The sequence below is a fragment of the Paraburkholderia sp. WS6 genome (genome assembly GCF_030464835.1).
In the GTDB taxonomy this organism is placed as follows: domain Bacteria; phylum Pseudomonadota; class Gammaproteobacteria; order Burkholderiales; family Burkholderiaceae; genus Paraburkholderia; species Paraburkholderia madseniana.
The window spans coordinates 1-16869 of the sequence record NZ_JALQCK010000079.1 but is presented as its reverse complement, the minus strand read 5'-3'; the positions used below and the strand labels follow the sequence as shown (position 1 = coordinate 16869).

Genomic DNA, 16869 nt, shown 5'->3' with positions numbered 1-16869 from the left:
TCCAGGATCCCGACGTACCGCCGCTTTACATGCATTCACGCACATGGGTAGCGGTGCGTCGACGGAACTGACGCACCGTCCCCCTCTCAAGCTAGCAGACGGCTCGTTTCACTCGCAGGCGGAGCAATGTCCGCCGTGCCGCTGCGTCTGGATGACACCGTGGGCTCATCCAAGCCAGCCCTTGATGGTATCGGCCATGACGTTGGTCGAGATGCCATAGCGATCGTGCAAGGTCGGCAGCGCGCCCGCACCGAGAAACTCATCGGGCAGTGCGATTTGGCGGTACATCGGCGTGACGCCCGCCGTGAGCAGCGTGGTCGCGACCGCTTCGCCAAGCCCACCGATCACCGAGTGATTCTCGGCGACCACCACCAGGCGACCCGTGCGCCGGGCCTCTCGCAAGATCGTCTCAGTGTCGAGCGGCTTGATGGTCGGCACGTGCAACACGCCAACTCCCACGTTGTCCGCTTCCAGCAACTTCGCCACCTCCAGCGAACGCATGGTCATGATGCCCGACGAGATGATCAGCACCTCGGCGCCGTCGCGAAGCAGCTTCGCCTTGCCCAGTTCGAACTGATAGTCGTACTCATCGAGCACGGCCGGAACGTTGCCACGCAGCAGGCGCGCATAGACCGGGCCGTTATGCGCTGCGATCGCGGGCACCATCTGCTCGGTATCGAGCGCGTCGCACGGATCGATAACCGTCATGTTCGGCATCGCGCGCATGAGGGCAAGATCCTCGGCCGCCTGATGGCTCGGTCCGTAGCCGGTCGTGAGGCCCGGCAGCGCGCAGATGATCTTCACGTCGAGGTTGTCCTCGGCGATGGCCTGGTGCATGAAGTCATACGCTCGACGGGTTGCGAATACGGCGTAGGTCGTCACGAACGGCTGGGCGCCTTCATGCGCCATACCGGCGGCCGCGCCCATCAGCAACTGCTCGGCCATGCCCATCTGATAGTAGCGGTCTGGAAACTCCTTTCCGAAGATATGCAGGTCGGTGTACTTGCCGAGGTCAGCCGTCATGCCGATCACGTTCTTCTTCTCCCGGGCCAGTTGGGCCAATGCATGGCCGAACGGCGCGGAACGCGTGACTTGTCCTTCGCCGGCAATAGAAGCGATCATCGCCGAGGTCTTCAGGCGCGGCTTCGCGGTAAGAGTGGTGTCGCTCATGCTTGTCTCCCTGCTTCGAGTGCTGCGAGCGCCAGTTGCCACTCATGGGCATCGACGCGGATGAAATGGTTCTTTTCCCGTTCTTCGAGGAACGGCACGCCGCAGCCCATGCGGGTATCGCAAACGATAATCCGAGGCTGCTCCTTCGGATGATTGCGTGCAGCATCGAAGGCCGCCTTCACTGCGTCAATATCGTTGCCGTCCACGCGCTGCGTGAACCAGCCAAATGCTTCGAGCTTCTCGACGAGCGGCTCGAACGCCATGATCTTCGAGGAGGGACCGTCGGCTTGCTGGTTGTTGACGTCGACCATGGCAATCAGGTTGTCCAGCTTCCAGTGAGCGGCCGACATAAGGCCCTCCCAGATCGCGCCTTCATCGAGTTCGCCGTCGGAGAAGAGCGTGTAGACGAAGGCGTTTGAGCCCTTACGCTTCAGTCCCAGGCAGCGACCCACCGCGATCGTGAGACCGTGGCCGAGCGAGCCGCCGGACATCTCCATGCCGGGCGTGTAGCTCGCCATTCCGGACATGGGCAACCGGCTGTCGTCGCTGCCGTAGGTTTCGAGTTCTTCCGGTGGCAGGAAGCCGGCTTCGAACAGCGCGGCGTAGAGCGCGATCGCATAGTGTCCGTTGGACAGCAGGAAGCGGTCGCGGCCTTCCCAGTCGGGGTTGTCGGGCTGGTAGCGCATCGCGCCGAAGTAGGCAACTGCGAGTACATCGGCGATATCGAGTGCCTGGCCGATATAGCCTTGGCCCTGCACTTCGCCCATCAGCAAGGCGTTTCTGCGAATCCGGTAGGCGCGCTCGGCGAGCGTCACCCCATCTGATGAGGGACTGTTCATGGTGTCTCCTTGATTTAAAAAGTGAGTCTTTGCAGCGAAAGGTGTCAGCGATTGACGGTTTTGGCTGGCACGAGGAAAACAAGCCCGGCACCGATGACGATGGCGACGGAGATAAAGATGAGCCCAGCCGTCGACTTGCCGGTCAGGTCGTTTAACCAACCCACGATGGCCGGCGAGAAGAACCCTGCGAGATTGGCGAAACAGTTCACCGCGGCGATACCCGCTGCGGCGGACATGCCACCGAGGAGCGCGGTCGGCAGCGACCAGAACTGCGACGACGAAGCGAGGATGCCGGCGGCCGCCACGCTGACACACACCAGCGACGCGCCGACTCCGCCCAGCATCGGAAGCGTTGCGAAGCCTGCCGCCGATACGAGCATCGGGATCGCAAGATGCAGACGACGCTCGCGATGGCGGTCAGCGCTTGCACCCACCAGCGGCAGCGCAATGATGGCGCACAGGTACGGGACGGCAGTAAAGACGCCCACCCACAGCGGGTCGGCCACGCCGGACTTGCGGATGATCGTCGGCAGCCAGAACGTCAGCCCATACTGACCGAGCACGACGCAGAAGTAGATGGCAGCCATCAACCACAGACGACGATCGCCGATGAAAGACCTGATCGACACATGGGCGATCTTGTGGGCGTTGTCGTTCGCCACGTTGCGTGCGAGGAGCGCCTTCTCCGGATCAGTGAGCCATTTGGCGGCAGCGATACCGTTGTCGAGGTAGAGCAGGATGGCGACGCCAAGGAGCAACGACGGCAGCGCTTCGAGGATGAACAGCCACTTCCAGCCAGCGAGACCGTGTACGCCCTGGAACGCATGCAGGATGTAACCGGACAGCGGCCCCCCGACAATGCCGGCAAGTGGAATCGCCATGAAGAAGAGGGAGAGCGCCTTGGCGCGCCGCGCAGAAGGAAACCAGTAAGTCAGATACAGGATGACGCCTGGCGCGAACCCTGCCTCGGCCACGCCCAATAGAAAGCGGAGAACATAGAAGGTGGTGGGCGACTTGACGAAGACGAAGCAGGCCGAGATCACCGCCCACGTCAGCATGATGCGAGCGAGCCAGTTTCGTGCGCCCACTTTATGCAACATGAGATTACTCGGTACCTCGAAGAGAAAATAACCGAGGAAGAAAATACCGGCGCCGAAGCCATACACGGTTTCGCTGAATCGCAGGTCGTTGAGCATCTGCAGTTTCGCGAAGCCCACGTTGACACGATCGAGATAAGCGCCCAGGTAGCACAGCATCAGGAACGGTATCAAGCGCCGTCCGACTTTGGCATACGTTTTTGATTCGAAGCTCGCCGGATCGGCGAGCGACGTGACATCGCCCGTCATTGACGGCGCAGTGGCCTTCGTTTTCATGGTTGTCTCCTGCCATATCGCCCCGGGTTTTACCGCCGGGTGCATTGACCCATCCGCCGCAAGCGCGACGGATGTCGTACTTAGTGGATCAACATTCCGCCGTTGACGTCGAGCGTGATGCCGGTGAGGTAGGCCGACAGGTCGCTCGAGAGGAATAGACAGGCATTAGCGACGTCGGCCGCATCGCCGAGTCGGCCGAGTGGAATGCCCTTGATGATGTCGACGCGCATCTCCGTCGTGAGCTTGTCACCGGTGATATCGGTCTGGATCAGGCCCGGTGTGATCGAGTTGACGCGGATGTTGTCCGCCCCGAGTTCACGCGCCATCGCACGAGCGAGACCGAGTACGCCCGCTTTTGCGGCGCTGTAGTGAGGACCGCCGAAGATGCCGCCGCCGCGTTGCGCGGAAACGGATGACATGCAGACGATGCTGCCGCTCTTTTGCTCTCTCATTTGCGGAATGACCGCCTGCGACATGTAGAGCGTACCGCGCAGGTTCACGTCGATGACCGCATCGAAGTTGTCGGCTCCGATGTCCATCGTCTTCAACGGCTGGGTGATACCCGCGTTGTTGATCAATCCGTCGACACGACCGTACTTCTCGATGACCGCTTTGGCGGCAGCCATGCATGCGGCCTTGTCGGTCACATCGCAGGTGAGGCCGAGATGTTCTTCGCCGAGGTCACGCGCGGCACTCTCTGCGTCTTCCTTGCGAAGGTCCAGAATCACCACTCGCGCGCCTTGCGCAGCAAGCGCTTTTGCGGTTGCCTTGCCAATGCCACGCGGCGAGGCTGCGCCGGTTACGATTACCACTTTGCTGTCGAGCAACATATTTGTCTCCATCGATCACGTTAGTTGGTAGACGCAGTTTCAGCGCTTCAACCATCTCGATCAATGCAGTCCGGCTCAACTATTGCTGAAGAATTTTCAGGTGTCGCGGCTGATCTCTTGCTCGACCCAGGCCAAAAATTTGGCCACGCGCGGCAATTCCGCGTTCTGGGAAGGGTAAACGAGGTGATGGGCTCCGACCTCGACCGCATACGCGCGATCGAAGACCGGTACGAGCGAACCTCGTTTCAGATGGACCGATGCGAGCATCGTGCTTTCGAGCGCGATGCCGTGTCCCAATGCCGCGGCCTCGAGCGACATGTACGAGCGGTCGAACGCGAAATCGTACGCCTTGCGCGACACCGCGACGCCGAACTTGCCGAACCATTGCTTCCACTGCACAAGAGGAGTCTCCGAGAAGATCAGGCGCCGCTCGAGCAGATCCTCGGGAGTACGCACCGGGTGTCTTCGCAGGTATTCCTCCGAAGCAAGAGGCGCGATGAACTCGTTGCGTAGCGTTTTGATCTCGCCATCGGTCCAATGAGCGTAGCCATGCCGTACGTCGACGTCATAGAAGCCAGAGGTGAACGACACATCCTCATACGAGCAGGCGAGATTCAACTGAATGTCGCCGTTCGCTTCCTGGAACAAAGCGAGCCGCGGTAGCAGCCACATCAGCCCAAAGCTGGGACTCGAGTGAATGCGAAGAATCTCGACACCCGACTGGCTCGATGCGCGCTCCGTCGCGCGGCTCAGATCGGCGAGCGATCCGGTGACATCCGCCAGATATTGCTGACCCGTTGGCGTCAACACGAGTCCCCGTCCCACTCTTGTGAACAAGGGCCTTCCCACCATGGATTCGAGGTTGGCAATTTGATGGCTGACCGCCGATGGTGTTAACCCCAATTCATCAGCCGCCCGATTGACGCTCTTTGTCCGGGCGACACTTTCAAACGCGACGATGGATTTTAGTGGAGGGATGCGCATTGTTCCTGGGGGCAGAAGTGACGAACCGTCCTGGATCAGGGTGTTCTGCTTCGCTACTGTCAGCGAGGTGGTTCCAGAAATGTCGCGTATCCAGGAGGTAAAGGCAAGCCGGGGTTTGGCCGATAGGCAATCGGTTCACAGGGGGACGAGACGTTGTGCGAATACGAGGGCGAGCCCGGCGACCGAAAGCATCCGGTAGTCGGGAAGTGGCAGATCTCGGGCCGATTGCCGACGTTCAGATTTTCTGACCGTCTGCCGGCTTGTGGCCGACCGTACGCGTTCACTCCCTTCGCCGTAAACCGCCGGTCGAAAACATTCGGCCTGCGCTAGCGGCAGCTTTGTGACGCCATATCTCAGCAGGTCCAACTCCTGAAAGTCGGTGCGAACGGGAACATTGATACCACCACCGCGACAGCGCCGGTCGAAGCGTTCGTGCTCACGAACAGTGGGTTGATGGTCGGCGTGGCGCTCGAAGATACGAAGGTCACCAGGCTGAAGTCACTGTAGTGCCCCAAAACAGGCGGGGCGGTGCCCGCGTGCCGGCCTGGCGTTTTTCGATCCTGCCGGAACGCCATGCACATTCCCACGACATCGCCCTCTTCTTTCGCGGTTTTCGCGTGTCAATACGTCTGGCGGTCTGGAGCACTGGCGCAAGCCTCGCGCGACGATCGTCGCCTGCCCGCGTAGTCGCATCCAAACCGGCGGCAGCCGTTACTCAGGCGCGTACCTGAACTCCGGCAATCCTTTGAGGGACTCCCTAGTCGCATCCTGTAGCCGCATCTGCTTGTCGATGACCTGAAGGCTGCCAAACGGTACTGCGACGAGATGGGTTCCCATCCCGAGAAACCCGCCTACCGAGAGGATGACGTAGGGAACCCGATCGGTTGGGCTGACGATCAGATCGTCTATTGTTCCGATATTGTCCTTGTTGCGGTTATAGACGGGCGATCCGTTGATCCTGGAGGCCCGATATCCCGTCGCCAGCTGGACGACATCAACGCGTTTCGCCGTGATGGATTGTTGCGTTCCCTGAGCCCGCAGTGTTCCCGTGGTCAGGGCCGTTCCGAGCACAGCCACCGATATCAGCGTAATAACCTGTTTCATCGTGCACCCCCGCGGTTCGAAAGCATTCGTTGGTAAAGGCGTCACGCGAGCAACTTGACCCACTAGGTGACGCCTCAAGACCTGTCTGTGCAAACAGACTACGGCTGCTTCTTCAGTTGCTCCTTTGCATCGCCGTACGGTTTCTGATGGCACACTAAGACAGCGACACGCCGTGAGCGGATCATCCAGACAGGAATTCGCGTTCTTATATTCTGCCCAGAAGCAGCAAGATGAGAACGACGACCAGCAGCACACCCAGCGCCCCGCTTGGCATATAGCCCCACGAACGACTGTGCGGCCAGGTCGGCATCGCGCCCATCAACAGGAACGCCAGTACAACTATCAATAGTATGCTCAACATGAGACGACTCCTTTCCGACTCCGTATTACGACGAGCCCATCGCCGCTCTCTCGCCACGTGCCCGGAATCTTCTGGCCTGTCGCGAGTTATCTTCGCAAATTGAATGTGATGCTGACCGGCATCCGCACAACCCGGAAAAGGGCCGTCCTGTAGCCTGAGGCTGGCATTGATTTGCCGCGCAGTCGGTACGGTGGTGGACATCGGGATTTCTTTTTTTCCGCCCGGCGTTCGCGACTGCCGTGTGGCGGGGCTCGGCCGTCTGGGGGCATTGCCGGACTGTCAGTCCGAATGCACCCTGGCCGGCCAGGAATAATGCGCGTTTTATATCGCCTTCAGATCGGGCAACAACCGGTCGAACTCTCGTTTCACCACGCTATAGCACTCGCACACACGCTTTTCGAGTCCCGGTCGATCCAGTACCTCGATGTGGCCATGACCGTAGCGAATCAGCCCCGCGTCCGGGAGTTTCAGCGCCGCTTCCGTCACGCCGGATCTGCGCACGCCAAGCATGTTGGCGATCAGTTCCTGTGTCATCTTCAGCTCGTTTGACGGCAGGCGGTCCATGCTGAGCAGCAGCCAGCGGCACAATTGCTGGTCGATCGAATGATGTCGGTTGCAGACGGCGGTCTGGGCCATCTGTGTGATCAATGCCTGGGTATAGCGCAGCAATAACCGCTGCACCGGGCCAGCGCGATGGAATTCCTCTTTCAGGATGCGCGCATCCAGTCGATACGCCCGTCCTGCGCTTTGCACGACTGCCCGGTTCGGCGTTGTTTCACCGCCCATGAAGAGCGCAATACCGATGATCCCTTCGTTGCCCACAATTGCGATCTCGGCGGACGCGCCGTCCTCCATCACATAGAGCAGCGATACGATGGACGTTGTCGGAAAATAGACATGATCAAGGCGATCGCCAGACTCGTACACGACCTGCCCCAGGGGCATTTCGACCGGTACGAGATGCGGCGCCACGCGCGCCCGCTCTGCTTCCGGCAGAACCGAAAGCAGGTGGTTTTCTTTGGAATGACTTTCGTTTTCCATGTCTCGCTCCCCGACATCCCGTCCAGAAACTGCACCGTTTTCGCAGAATTGTTCTTAACAGTATCAGGCATCAGCAGTAGTTGCATGAATGCGCCAGACGAATGGGGCGAGGACGTCGAACCAGACTAAACCCTGTTTAAATTATAGTTCGCGTGCGCCTGGTGGTCCGTCGCGACGCGCCACCGGCCACGCCTTAACGGGTTCTGCGCGGACAAGTCTGTCAACTGCGAGAAATGCGTCGTCGATTGTGCGTTTGAACATAGACAGATCTCTGTACGTTGTCGTACCGCTTTCTGCCGCGCGTGCGCGTAGCGTGTCTTCTATCGTTGACCAGCGCGGAGAAAATCATGCTTAGACGAACCTTCATCCGGAGCACATCCGGATCGCTTCTGGTGCTCGGCGCAGCGCTCTCAGGTTGCACCACCACCTCTTCTTCCGATGCGAGCCGCAGTCAGCAGATGGACAAGCGCCGCTCCATCGATGCAGGCGTCGACTCGACTCTGACTCGCCTGTACGGTATGGCAAGCGGATCACGCGAACTGGTCGGCAAGGCGCACGGGATACTGACGTTCCCGTCGGTGATCGATGCCGGCTTCGTGGTCGGCGGTCAGTATGGCGAAGGCTCCTTGCGCGTCGGCGGACACACGGTCGGCTACTACAGCACGGCGACCGGTTCGATCGGCTGGCAGATCGGCGCGCAATCGCGCGCAATCGTCTTCCTGTTCATGACCGACGAGTCGCTCAACCGCTTCCGTAGCAGGGACGGATGGTCGGCTGGCGGCGACGCCTCCGTGGCCGTGCTGAAAGTCGGTGCGAACGGCAATCTCGACACTAGCACCGCGACCGGACAGGTCGACGCTTTCGTGTTGACCAACAGTGGCCTGATGGCCGGCGCGTCGCTGGAAGGCACAAAAGTCACGCGGCTCACGTCGCTTTGAAATTGAGGCCGAGGGACGCGCGTGATGTGCGCCCTCGTCGAAACACAGGGTAGAGAAACCATGTTACGAAGCATGCGAGACTTGCACGGAAGCACCGTTAGCGCAGTGGACGGCGACATCGGCTCAGTTAGCCAGGCCTATTTCGACGACGAGTCATGGGGTGTGCGCTACCTGGTGGTCGAAACAGGCAATTGGCTCAATGACCGGCAAGTGCTGGTTTCGCCGTATTCGGTGAAACACACCGATCCCGGATCGAGTGTCGTGCATGTCGGCCTCTCCCGGCAGCAAGTGAGGGACAGCCCAATGCTGGACGCCCACAAGCCGGTATCGCGGCAGCACGAGATCGAGTATCTGCGCTACTACAGCTATCCGACCTATTGGGGCGGCCCAAACCTATGGGGGATGGGCGCCTACCCGGCCTATGACCCAACAGGTGTAGCGCCTGACGCCCTGCCCGATGAGCCACCAGGGCCAACCCTGGATACGAACAAACCGCAACCCGACGTCCATCTGCGTAGCACCGACGAGGTCAAGGGCTACCACCTCAAGACGGCCGACGGCAGCATCGGTCACGTATCGGACTTCATTTACGACGACACCGACTGGGCGATTCGTTACCTGGTCGTAGAGACGCACAACTGGTGGCCCGGTGGCAAGGCCGTGCTCATCGCGATTCACTGGATCGGCGAAGTCGACTGGTTCGATTCAACCGTATCGACGGCATTGACGCGTGACGTCATCAAGAATAGCCCAGCTTATGACGACTCGATGCCGATCGACCGGCGTTACGAGGTCGTGCTGCACCAGTTTTACGACAAGCATGGATATTGGTCGGACGCAGGCGCCGACGAGCCAGTCGCATCGGAATGAACCGCGAGATTTACCAGCAGCGACGACGGCCAATGTGGCTGTCGTTTACTCAGACGGGTGACACCATGGCGGACAGAATCATCTCAAGCACAACACATGACGCTTACATGACAGTCAGAGACCATATTGCCGATGGCTGGGTGGCGAGCGTGTGTGTCGTTCCGAAGGGCGCAGCGAAGAGCAACGAACTCGTCATCAAACTCGACACTTTCTTCGAACGTGAAGATGTCGCATGGAAATCGGCCGAGACGCTTGCACGTGCCGAGCTCAACAACCTGAAATAGCGTGAAGGAGCTGCCCTATCGCCTCAGATACCGCGCTCGCAAGGCTTCGATTTCATCAAGCAGATCAAGTGCGAGCGCGATGCCAGCAGCGTTGATCTCGAGATCCTGCGCGAGATGGCGAGCCTTGCGGGCGCGGCGCAATGAGACGCCGTCGAAGTGCGGGCCATCGTCCTCGCTGACGTATTTCGGCTCAATTGCGCCTTGCTCGATCCATTCAACGAGCTGGACTTCAGAAGCGCCGGACACCCGGCACAATTCGAGTAGCGTGAACTCCACCTGCTCCTCGACGATCAGGCATTCGAGCCACCCAGTGCGCGATTCGTTCATGATGCATCACCTGAAAAGTGCGCGCGCGGATTGAAGCCGCATGCCTGTCGTAGTGTCTCGTAAGCCGCGCGTGCCTGCTCGCTGTCAGCCAGCGGCAGAACGATGTTCAATTGCGCATAGAGATCGCCCGATGTACCGGTCGGGCCGCTCGCGGGGATTCCCTTGCCTTTCAAGCGTAAGCGTCGGCCTCCGCTGGAATCTTTGGGTATGGCTATTTCGACGGCGCCGTCGGGCGTCGGCACGGTAATGCGCGCGCCAAGTGCCGCTTCCCAAGGGGCGACCGGCACGACGATCGTCACATCGCGGCCGTCGACGCGAAAAAGTCCATGCTGGCGCAACGCGATTTCCAGGTACAGGTCTCCAGCGCGCCCCTCGCCGAAACCCGTCCCCCCTTGGCCGGCGAGTCGCAAATGCTGCCCACTGTGCACGCCCTTCGGAATGGAGACGTCAAGCGTCCGCGACTTCAGCACGGCACGGCCGCTCGCATCGAGTACTGGCATCTCCAGCGAAATCGTACGCTGCGCCCCACGATAGGTATCTTCCAGATCGATCACCACTTTGGCATGGTGGTCCTGGCCCGAAGCCGAGTGCGGCACACCGCCATAGGCGTCCTCCATATCTTGGGCGGTTGCGCGATCATGTCTGCCGCCGGCAGCGTGCCGCCCGCGTCTTGTCGAGGCGCGACCACCACCGGCATGTTCACCGCGAAACAGTGCCTCAAAGAATTCGCTGAAGCGTGCATCCTCGGCTCCGCGGTCTTCCCCGCCGCTGAATTCGAAGCCCTCGTCCCACTGCGGCGGCGGCTCGAAGTCCTGACCATTGCGCCACTGGTCGCCCATCCGGTCGTAGGCTGCGCGCTTTTCCGTGTCTTTGAGCACGCTGTACGCCTCGCCGACCTCCTTGAAGCGTGGCTCCGCGTCGTCGAGTTTGCTCAGGTCCGGGTGATATTTGCGAGCGAGCTTGCGATACGTACGCTTGATATCGTCCTGTGTCGCGCTGCGCGGCAATCCCAGCACTTCGTAATAGTCTTTGTATTTCATATCCAAGGCCTATGAGAGAGGCCGCGCTAGAGCGGTAACACTATCGTCGCGGCGAACGGCTATGCCGAGATGATCACCTTCAGCGCGCGCGTGTCAGCAGCACGCTCGAAGGTCCCGTAGGCGTCGAGAATCTGATCGAGCCTGAAGCGGTGTGTAATCAGAAGTCTGGCATCGAGCTTGCGGGCGCGCAACGTATCCATCAGCATCGGTGTACTCACGGTATCGACCAGCCGCGTGGTGATGGTGATGTTTCGGTCCCACAGATGCTCCAGATGAAGATCCACCTTGACGCCATGTACTCCGACGTTCGCAATCGTCCCGCCCGGCGCGATGATAGCCTCGCACAATTCAAAGGTAGCCGGAATGCCGACCGCCTCTATTGCGGTATCGACGCCACGGTCGGCCGTGAGTTTCATGATCGCCTTCACCGCATTGCCATCCGCGTTGTTGATCACCGCGGTCGCACCGAAACGCTTTGCGGTCTCTAGCCGGTTATCGTCCAGATCGACCATGATGATTTCGGCGGGAGAATAGAACCGGGCTGTGAGCAATGCCGCAAGCCCGATCGGCCCGCTGCCGACAATAGCCACGATGCTACCGGGCTGCACCCTCCCATTGAGCACACCGCACTCGAAGCCCGTCGGCAGAATATCGCTCAGCATCACCAGCGCTTCTTCGTCGGCGCCGTCGGGAATCCGGTAAAGACTGGTATCCGCGTGCGGAATCCGCACGAACTCGGCCTGCGTGCCATCGATCCTGTTGCCAAGAATCCAGCCGCCGCTGACACAATGGGAATACATGAGTTTGCGGCAGTACATGCACTTACCGCATGCGCTGATGCAAGAAATCAGGACGCGTTCGCCTGGCTTGAACGCCGTGACGCCTGCTCCGACCTGCTCGATTACGCCGGTACCTTCATGGCCGAGCACGCGGCCGGGCTGACAGGTCGCGACGTCGCCCTTGAGAATGTGCAGGTCCGTGCCGCAAATTGTCGTCTTGCTGATCTTGACGATGGCGTCGGTGGACGCCTCGATCTCGGGTTTGGGCCGTTCTTCAACTGCCTTCTTGCCAGGGCCAAGATAAACGAGTGCTTTCATTGTCGGTAACTCCGGTTGCATTGGATCGGCCCGTACGCAGTGATTCATGTCTGTTCGGGCGATTGAACTGACGCGCGGCTGTCGTCGCTTGAACCCACTCTGCCGTGTCACCCGGAAAAAGTCGGTACGGTGGCAGACCGCATGGCGGCTGAGGGAACCCCTACGTGCGTGGCGTCCCCTGCGTCCCTACGCCAAATAACCGGATCAAGGCTTCATAGTCGACCGGCTTGGTCAGATGATGGTCGAACCCAGCCTCGGCTGATTTGAGGCAATCCGCCGGCAGTCCGTATCCGGTGACGGCCACCAGGATCACATTAGTGGCTCAGCTCGACCCGATGGAGCCGCGCGGACAAGCTTTACCACCGTCCGCTCCGGGAGCGACATGAGACGACCGCGGATAACGCGTCGGCCTTTATCTCGTCGGCCATCACGGAAAGTGGCGGATCGCTGACGCGGTCCGACCATACCGCGCCCCGACGGTGTGACTCCGAAAACGTTGGGAAAGCACCCCAAACCGATGCAGACGTATCCGTTGACTTGCAGCAGACACCTCGTCAACGACCCACAGAATTCGAATTCAGGAAAACAGGTCTGTCAGTCTTCGGCACGCACACTCGACGCAGCCGATGGAAAGTCTTCACGGTGCTCCGCCCATTTCAGGATCGCATCCAGTGCCGGGCACAGGGCCTGCCCCCAATCGGTGAGGCGGTAGTCCACCTTCGGCGGCACCTGGTGATAGACCGTGCGCGTCACAATGCCGTCCTCTTCGAGGCGGCGCAGCTGCTGGGCAAGCATCTTTTGCGTGATGCTGGGGATTAGCCTCTCGAGGTCCGAAAAACGTCGCACCTGACCACCGAAAAGGTGAAACAGGATCACCAGCTTCCAACGTCCTTCCAGCAGCTTGAATGCGGCTTCGACGTCGATCGCGGCAGTCGTGGGAGTGTAGGCTTTTCGGTTGGGCACGGCTTACTTACTTTTTAGTGCGTTCTTGCGATGTGGTAACTATAGCGCCATCATTGGGACATGCAAACGTGACGTTCAGGAAAAGTCCGATGAACATGACCCTGCCCCCGCCACTGGATGCCTATCTGAACGCGGAAACCACCAGCGACACCGCTCCTCTCGCGAACTGCTTCGCTGCTGACGCCGTCGTGCGCGACGAGGGCCGCACTATCGAGGGGCTCGAAGCCATCCAGGCCTGGAAGAAAGACACCAAAGCCAGGTACCAGTACGCCATCGAGCCGCTGGACTTGTCCCAGGATGGCGCCGCCGTGACGATGCGCGCCAGGCTCACGGGCGCCTTCCCCGGCAGCCCGGTCGAGCTGACCTACACGTTTGTTCTGGCCGACGGCAAGATCGCGTCTCTGGAGATTCGCTGATGAGCGCGGCACTTGAACTTCGGGGCCTTCGGGCGCTTGTTACAGGCGGGACCAAAGGCGTCGGTAAATCCGTTGTCGCACACCTTTGCGAGGCGGGAGCGAACGTCCTCGCGACGGCACGTTCGCGTTCCGATGACCTTACCGAAGAAAGGTTCATCGGTGCGGATATCACGACGGCCGAGGGTTGTAAAACCATTGTCGACGCCGTGCTCGAGCGGCTCGGCGGCGTCGATATAATCGTGCATGTGGCGGGTGGATCATCTGCGCCAGCGGGTGGCTTCAGTGTGCTCGACGACGACGAATGGAACAAGGCATTGAGCCTGAACCTGTTCCCGGCAGTACGCATCGATCGCGCGCTGTTGCCCTCGATGGTCGAGCAACGCTCGGGCGTCATCATCCACGTCACGTCGATCCAGCGGCAGTTACCGTTGCCGGAGGCCACGATTGCCTATGCCGCCGCCAAGGCTGCCCTGTCGAACTACAGCAAAGCCTTGTCCAAGGAAGTTAGTCCGAAAGGCGTTCGGGTCGTGCGTGTCTCCCCCGGCTGGGTTGAAACGGATGCCGCCGCGGGTCTCGTTGCTGAGATCGCCCGGCAGAACGGCATCGACACGGACGGCGCTCGCAAGATCATCATGGATTCGCTCGGAGGCATTCCTCTCGGCCGGCCATGCTCTCCCCGGGAGGTGGCAGAACTCATCGGTTTCCTCGTCTCCGCGCGGGCCAGCGCCATCACCGGCACTGAGTACGTCATCGACGGCGGAACTGTTCCGACTGCGTGATCTGAGCCGCTTGTCGGTGGACGTCGACGTGCTTCGGCGCACGCGAAGCGCGTTTCGCAGGTAGCGGTTCCAGTTCAGGCGCCGGCCTTCACGTGGTGTGCCCGCCCAATGAACCTCTGCTTTTCTGCAGCACGGCCACCCGTGGTGGACCGGGCATTATTCAGCGGCGTTGTCGCACCTGGACGTCAGGTCACATAGCAGGTCACCCTTCGTCCGCAATTCGCGATGCCCTGGAATGGCGGACGGGCAAGCTCAGAGCGCGATCAGCGACCGTCTCATGTCGAGCCGGGAGCGGACCCGCGAAAGCTTCCTCTGAATGGCTCAAACTGGCCGGGAGCACGCATTCTCCCCGCAGCCGGAACGCCCGGTGCGCCAGTGCCCGCCTCGCTTTGTGGCGGGTGGGCGCCGCAAAGCGCAAGCGGTTCTTCACTCGTTCGGCCAGAAAAGAGACGGCCCCGTACGTCCGGTGGGCTATCATGCCTGTCCTCTCCGAAGTAGCTCCTTATGATTTCCGTCCGTAATGTCACGCTGCGCCGTGGCGTCAATGTCGTACTCGACGGCGCGTCCGTCACCTTCACCCCCGGCGAAAAGATTGGCCTTGTCGGCCGCAATGGCGCCGGCAAGTCATCCTTCTTCGGCCTTCTCAACGGCACGCTGCACGAAGACGGCGGCGAGTTCTCGATTCCCGCTGCATGGAAGATGGGCCAGGTCGCGCAGGAAATGCCGGAGACCGAGCAGAGTGCGACCGACTTCGTCATCGAGGGTGACACCATCCTGCTGGCAGCGCAGGCCGAAGTAACCGCTGCTGAGGCCAGCGACGATGGCATGCGCATGGCGCACGCCTACATGGCCCTGCACGACGCCGGTGCACACGATGCTCCCGCACGCGCCCAGGCGCTGATCCAAGGCCTGGGCTTCAGTGCTGCCCAGCTTGGCCAGCCGGTCAACAGCTTCTCCGGCGGCTGGCGCATGCGACTGCAGCTGGCGCGAGCGCTCATGTGTCCGTCCGACTTGCTGCTGCTCGACGAACCAACCAATCACCTCGACCTCGACGCGCTGGTCTGGCTGGAAGCGTGGCTCAAGCGCTACGAGGGAACCATGGTCGTGATCAGCCACGACCGCGAATTCCTCGACGCGGTGACGCAGGTGACCGTGCACGTCGACAACGCCAAGCTGGTGCGTTATGGCGGCAACTACAGCAAGTTCGAAGAGATGCGCGCCGAGCAACTGCAGTTGCAGCAGGCCGCGATGGCGAGGCAGGCGGACAAGATCGCCCACCTGCAGAAATTCATCGACCGTTTCAAGGCCAAGGCCTCGAAGGCGAAGCAGGCGCAGAGCCGGGTCAAGGCGCTCGAACGCATGGAGAAGATCGCACCGGTGCTTGCCGACGCGGAGTTCACCTTCGAGTTCAAGGAGCCGCTCAACGTCCCGAACCCGCTATTGTCGATGCTGGACGCGAGCTTCGGCTACCCCGCGCCGACCGACGCAGCGCCGGACACGCCGCCGACGGTCATCGTGCGGGGCATCAACCGCTCCGTGCTGGCCGGGCAGCGCATCGGCATTCTCGGTGCCAACGGCCAGGGCAAGTCGACGCTGGTGAAGACGGTGGCGCACGAGCTGGCGCCGATTGCCGGCGAAATCAGCGAAGGCAAGGGCCTGAACATCGGCTACTTCGCACAGCAGGAACTCGACGTGCTGCGTCCCCTCGACACACCGCTAGAACACATGATCCGCCTTGCGAAGGACACACCGGCGCACCTGCGTGCCCCCGGCCAGAGCGGCACCGAACAATCGCTTCGTACCTTCCTCGGCACCTTCAACTTCAGTGGTGACATGGTCCATCAGGCGGTCGGCACGATGAGCGGCGGCGAAAAGGCGCGGCTCGTGTTGTGCATGATCGTGTGGCAACGCCCCAACCTGCTGCTGCTCGACGAGCCTACCAACCACCTCGACCTGGCCACACGCGAAGCGCTAGGCATGGCACTCAACGAATTCGAAGGCACAGTGATGCTGGTCAGTCACGACCGGTCGCTGCTGCGCGCGGTATGTGACGAGTTCTGGCTCGTTACCAAGGGTGGCGTCGAGCCCTTCGACGGCGATCTGGACGATTACCAGCAGTTCCTGCGCGACGAAGCCCGTCGCATGCGCGAGCAAGCTGCCGGAGAGCAGAAGGTCGTCGCCTGAACACCCCCTGGCAGTTCCAGTTTGGAAGCTGCCAGAGCGCTCGCATCGAGTCGAAGGGCCGGTTAGGGTCGAAGAACGAAACCGCTCGCGCGGTAGGGGGCTCCGGTCAGGCGCCGGTGGTCAGGGAGAGTTCGGTCGCGCGGTTCCGTATGTTGGCGAATGAGGCAATCCGCCTCGTTCTCCAGCAGGAGCCAAATCATGACCTCCTCACAGACAAACGCCAGTCCACTGCGCCAGCGCATGACCGACGACATGCGCATGCGCCAGCT

At 60.9% G+C, this 16869-nt stretch carries 19 protein-coding genes and 1 pseudogene; 7 read left to right on the top strand and 13 right to left on the bottom strand.

Going from position 1 to position 16869, the window contains the following annotated elements:
* Positions 1–165: 165 nt before the first annotated feature.
* The 5 genes from M0D64_RS43730 to M0D64_RS43710 form a co-directional block, all read right to left on the bottom strand.
* A complete protein-coding gene (locus tag M0D64_RS43730; protein ID WP_266262160.1) occupies positions 166–1170 on the bottom strand; it encodes a transketolase family protein in 1005 nt (334 codons plus the stop codon).
* Positions 1167–2009 (bottom strand): transketolase, encoded by an 843-nt coding sequence (locus tag M0D64_RS43725; RefSeq protein ID WP_171929086.1) that lies wholly within the window; start codon positions 2007–2009, stop codon positions 1167–1169. Before M0D64_RS43725 ends, M0D64_RS43730 begins: the two co-directional genes overlap by 4 nt.
* A gap of 44 nt (positions 2010–2053) precedes the next feature.
* Complete coding sequence (locus M0D64_RS43720) at positions 2054–3382, bottom strand: MFS transporter (RefSeq protein WP_266262159.1); 1329 nt, start codon at positions 3380–3382, stop codon at positions 2054–2056.
* 80 nt (positions 3383–3462) lie between these two features.
* A complete protein-coding gene (locus tag M0D64_RS43715; protein ID WP_266262158.1) occupies positions 3463–4212 on the bottom strand; it encodes an SDR family NAD(P)-dependent oxidoreductase in 750 nt (249 codons plus the stop codon).
* 96 nt (positions 4213–4308) lie between these two features.
* Positions 4309–5196, bottom strand: coding sequence for a LysR substrate-binding domain-containing protein (locus M0D64_RS43710; protein WP_266262157.1), 888 nt, complete (start codon positions 5194–5196; stop codon positions 4309–4311).
* Between the two features lie 360 nt (positions 5197–5556).
* On the opposite strand from M0D64_RS43710, the pseudogene M0D64_RS43705 reads away from it, so the two are divergent.
* Positions 5557–5703: pseudogene (locus M0D64_RS43705) on the top strand (twin-arginine translocation pathway signal); the annotation flags it as partial.
* Between the two features lie 204 nt (positions 5704–5907).
* Here the strand turns inward: M0D64_RS43705 and M0D64_RS43700 are convergent.
* The 3 genes from M0D64_RS43700 to M0D64_RS43690 form a co-directional block, all read right to left on the bottom strand.
* Positions 5908–6300: a PRC-barrel domain-containing protein gene (locus M0D64_RS43700; RefSeq protein ID WP_154567227.1), complete on the bottom strand. Its 393-nt coding sequence runs from the start codon at positions 6298–6300 to the stop codon at positions 5908–5910.
* Positions 6301–6505: 205 nt separating this feature from the next.
* On the bottom strand, positions 6506–6661 hold the full coding sequence (locus tag M0D64_RS43695) for a DUF3309 family protein (RefSeq protein WP_154567228.1): 156 nt from the start codon (positions 6659–6661) through the stop codon (positions 6506–6508).
* A gap of 321 nt (positions 6662–6982) precedes the next feature.
* Complete coding sequence (locus M0D64_RS43690; protein ID WP_266262156.1) at positions 6983–7702, bottom strand: Crp/Fnr family transcriptional regulator; 720 nt, start codon at positions 7700–7702, stop codon at positions 6983–6985.
* A gap of 347 nt (positions 7703–8049) precedes the next feature.
* Here M0D64_RS43690 and M0D64_RS43685 point away from each other — a divergent pair, with 347 nt between their 5' ends.
* The 3 genes from M0D64_RS43685 (at position 8050) to M0D64_RS43675 (ending at position 9794) form a co-directional block, all read left to right on the top strand.
* Complete coding sequence (locus M0D64_RS43685) at positions 8050–8640, top strand: YSC84-related protein (RefSeq protein ID WP_154567230.1); 591 nt, start codon at positions 8050–8052, stop codon at positions 8638–8640.
* Positions 8641–8700: 60 nt separating this feature from the next.
* Entirely contained in the window at positions 8701–9510 is an 810-nt protein-coding gene (locus M0D64_RS43680; RefSeq protein ID WP_171929090.1) for a PRC-barrel domain-containing protein, read from the top strand.
* Between the two features lie 107 nt (positions 9511–9617).
* Complete coding sequence (locus M0D64_RS43675; protein WP_171929091.1) at positions 9618–9794, top strand: hypothetical protein; 177 nt, start codon at positions 9618–9620, stop codon at positions 9792–9794.
* Between the two features lie 15 nt (positions 9795–9809).
* Here M0D64_RS43675 and M0D64_RS43670 read toward each other — a convergent pair whose 3' ends face one another.
* The 4 genes from M0D64_RS43670 to M0D64_RS43655 form a co-directional block, all read right to left on the bottom strand.
* On the bottom strand, positions 9810–10121 hold the full coding sequence (locus tag M0D64_RS43670; protein ID WP_266240439.1) for a chaperone modulator CbpM: 312 nt from the start codon (positions 10119–10121) through the stop codon (positions 9810–9812).
* Complete coding sequence (locus M0D64_RS43665) at positions 10118–11161, bottom strand: DnaJ C-terminal domain-containing protein (RefSeq protein WP_266240438.1); 1044 nt, start codon at positions 11159–11161, stop codon at positions 10118–10120. The genes M0D64_RS43670 and M0D64_RS43665 overlap by 4 nt, the downstream gene beginning before the upstream one ends.
* Before the next feature lie 59 nt (positions 11162–11220).
* Entirely contained in the window at positions 11221–12258 is a 1038-nt protein-coding gene (locus tag M0D64_RS43660; protein WP_154567235.1) for a zinc-dependent alcohol dehydrogenase family protein, read from the bottom strand.
* A 594-nt stretch (positions 12259–12852) separates the two neighbouring features.
* Positions 12853–13221: a helix-turn-helix domain-containing protein gene (locus M0D64_RS43655; protein ID WP_301717761.1), complete on the bottom strand. Its 369-nt coding sequence runs from the start codon at positions 13219–13221 to the stop codon at positions 12853–12855.
* An 89-nt stretch (positions 13222–13310) separates the two neighbouring features.
* On the opposite strand from M0D64_RS43655, the gene M0D64_RS43650 reads away from it, so the two are divergent.
* The 3 genes from M0D64_RS43650 (at position 13311) to M0D64_RS43640 (ending at position 16600) form a co-directional block, all read left to right on the top strand.
* The gene (locus M0D64_RS43650; protein WP_266240436.1) at positions 13311–13637 is read left to right on the top strand and encodes a nuclear transport factor 2 family protein; all 327 of its coding nucleotides are present in this window, start codon (positions 13311–13313) and stop codon (positions 13635–13637) included.
* Positions 13637–14416, top strand: a complete 780-nt coding sequence (locus M0D64_RS43645) for an SDR family oxidoreductase (RefSeq protein WP_266240435.1) — start codon at positions 13637–13639, stop codon at positions 14414–14416. The genes M0D64_RS43650 and M0D64_RS43645 overlap by 1 nt, the downstream gene beginning before the upstream one ends.
* A gap of 504 nt (positions 14417–14920) precedes the next feature.
* Positions 14921–16600 (top strand): ABC-F family ATP-binding cassette domain-containing protein, encoded by a 1680-nt coding sequence (locus M0D64_RS43640; protein WP_154567239.1) that lies wholly within the window; start codon positions 14921–14923, stop codon positions 16598–16600.
* Between the two features lie 62 nt (positions 16601–16662).
* Here M0D64_RS43640 and M0D64_RS43635 read toward each other — a convergent pair.
* Positions 16663–16869: hypothetical protein (locus tag M0D64_RS43635; RefSeq protein ID WP_266262155.1), on the bottom strand; the 207-nt coding region annotated here is incomplete at its 5' end.

What these genes read in the sequence shown, in the direction of transcription:
- M0D64_RS43730 (WP_266262160.1), bottom strand. Translation starts at nt 1,170, where the DNA reads ATGAGCGACACCACTCTTACCGCGAAGCCGCGCCTGAAGACCTCGGCG.
- M0D64_RS43640 (WP_154567239.1), top strand. Translation starts at nt 14,921, where the DNA reads ATGATTTCCGTCCGTAATGTCACGCTGCGCCGTGGCGTCAATGTCGTA.
- M0D64_RS43690 (WP_266262156.1), bottom strand. Translation starts at nt 7,702, where the DNA reads ATGGAAAACGAAAGTCATTCCAAAGAAAACCACCTGCTTTCGGTTCTG.
- M0D64_RS43725 (WP_171929086.1), bottom strand. Translation starts at nt 2,009, where the DNA reads ATGAACAGTCCCTCATCAGATGGGGTGACGCTCGCCGAGCGCGCCTAC.
- M0D64_RS43645 (WP_266240435.1), top strand. Translation starts at nt 13,637, where the DNA reads ATGAGCGCGGCACTTGAACTTCGGGGCCTTCGGGCGCTTGTTACAGGC.
- M0D64_RS43685 (WP_154567230.1), top strand. Translation starts at nt 8,050, where the DNA reads ATGCTTAGACGAACCTTCATCCGGAGCACATCCGGATCGCTTCTGGTG.
- M0D64_RS43720 (WP_266262159.1), bottom strand. Translation starts at nt 3,382, where the DNA reads ATGAAAACGAAGGCCACTGCGCCGTCAATGACGGGCGATGTCACGTCG.
- M0D64_RS43700 (WP_154567227.1), bottom strand. Translation starts at nt 6,300, where the DNA reads ATGAAACAGGTTATTACGCTGATATCGGTGGCTGTGCTCGGAACGGCC.
- M0D64_RS43650 (WP_266240436.1), top strand. Translation starts at nt 13,311, where the DNA reads ATGAACATGACCCTGCCCCCGCCACTGGATGCCTATCTGAACGCGGAA.
- M0D64_RS43670 (WP_266240439.1), bottom strand. Translation starts at nt 10,121, where the DNA reads ATGAACGAATCGCGCACTGGGTGGCTCGAATGCCTGATCGTCGAGGAG.
- M0D64_RS43710 (WP_266262157.1), bottom strand. Translation starts at nt 5,196, where the DNA reads ATGCGCATCCCTCCACTAAAATCCATCGTCGCGTTTGAAAGTGTCGCC.
- M0D64_RS43695 (WP_154567228.1), bottom strand. Translation starts at nt 6,661, where the DNA reads ATGTTGAGCATACTATTGATAGTTGTACTGGCGTTCCTGTTGATGGGC.
- M0D64_RS43680 (WP_171929090.1), top strand. Translation starts at nt 8,701, where the DNA reads ATGTTACGAAGCATGCGAGACTTGCACGGAAGCACCGTTAGCGCAGTG.
- M0D64_RS43665 (WP_266240438.1), bottom strand. Translation starts at nt 11,161, where the DNA reads ATGAAATACAAAGACTATTACGAAGTGCTGGGATTGCCGCGCAGCGCG.
- M0D64_RS43715 (WP_266262158.1), bottom strand. Translation starts at nt 4,212, where the DNA reads ATGTTGCTCGACAGCAAAGTGGTAATCGTAACCGGCGCAGCCTCGCCG.
- M0D64_RS43675 (WP_171929091.1), top strand. Translation starts at nt 9,618, where the DNA reads ATGACAGTCAGAGACCATATTGCCGATGGCTGGGTGGCGAGCGTGTGT.
- M0D64_RS43660 (WP_154567235.1), bottom strand. Translation starts at nt 12,258, where the DNA reads ATGAAAGCACTCGTTTATCTTGGCCCTGGCAAGAAGGCAGTTGAAGAA.